This is a genomic window from Enterobacter cloacae complex sp. SYL003 (assembly GCF_049236925.1).
In the GTDB taxonomy this organism is placed as follows: Bacteria; Pseudomonadota; Gammaproteobacteria; order Enterobacterales; family Enterobacteriaceae; genus Enterobacter; species Enterobacter intestinihominis.
In genome coordinates this window covers 1-1202 of record NZ_JBMKJK010000059.1, presented here as the reverse complement: position 1 = coordinate 1202, position 1202 = coordinate 1, and the positions used below count along the sequence as shown (strand labels likewise).

1 protein-coding gene is annotated in these 1202 nt (G+C 49.2%); it reads left to right on the top strand.

The features are described from left to right. A partial coding sequence (pcoS, locus tag ACOT1A_RS24545) for a copper resistance membrane spanning protein PcoS (protein WP_410027231.1) occupies positions 1 to 1008 on the top strand: 1008 nt, incomplete at its 5' end. Positions 1009 to 1202 lie beyond the last annotated feature (194 nt).

Genomic DNA, 1202 nt, shown 5'->3' with positions numbered 1-1202 from the left:
TACCGCAGTATCTCGCGGCGGGTTGCCGTGACGCCGGAACAGGGTAAAAGCAAACATGTCATCATTACGGTTGCCACGGATACCGGGTATCACACCCTGTTTATGGACAAACTCAGTACCTGGCTGTTCTGGTTCAATATCGGTCTGGTCTTTATTTCTGTTTTTCTGGGCTGGCTGACCACACGTATTGGTCTGAAACCGTTACGGGAAATGACCAGTCTGGCTTCCTCCATGACTGTACACAGCCTGGATCAGCGTCTAAATCCCGATCTGGCTCCGCCGGAAATCTCTGAGACCATGCAGGAGTTCAATAATATGTTTGATCGCCTGGAGGGGGCATTCCGGAAACTGTCAGATTTCTCGTCTGACATCGCGCATGAGCTGCGCACACCAGTCAGTAATCTGATGATGCAGACGCAGTTTGCACTGGCTAAGGAAAGGGATGTTTCGCATTACCGCGAAATTTTATTCGCTAACCTGGAAGAACTGAAAAGGTTGTCACGAATGACCAGTGACATGCTTTTTCTGGCACGTTCAGAGCATGGTCTGCTGCGGCTGGATAAACATGATGTGGATCTGGCCGCCGAACTGAATGAATTACGTGAGTTGTTCGAGCCCCTGGCAGACGAAACAGGAAAGACAATCACGGTTGAAGGAGAGGGCGTTGTTGCCGGAGACAGCGATATGCTCCGACGTGCTTTCAGTAACCTGCTTTCCAATGCAATCAAGTATTCTCCCGATAACACCTGTACAGCGATACACCTTGAGCGTGACAGTGACTGTGTGAACGTGATGATTACGAATACGATGTCCGGCCAGGTTCCCGCTAATCTGGAACGTTTGTTTGACCGGTTCTATCGCGCAGACTCATCAAGGTTCTACAACACGGAAGGCGCGGGGCTGGGATTATCAATTACAAGGTCGATCATTCATGCTCACGGCGGCGAGCTGTCAGCAGAACAGCAGGGGCGGGAAATTGTGTTCAAAGTGCGCCTGTTAATGGATTAATCCCGTTCTTCAGGAGAAACCTGGAAGGTGACAAAATTGTCATCATTCAGTCACGCGATAAACAGAGGCGGTTTTTTATAATCATACATAAATCAGGAGCAGAGTGATAAAGCAATCGCCTGGTTCCTGGAGTGATGAATAACCCGCCCTGAGATCAAATGCTTTCTCTGTTATAAGCCGTTGATTGTTTGGGT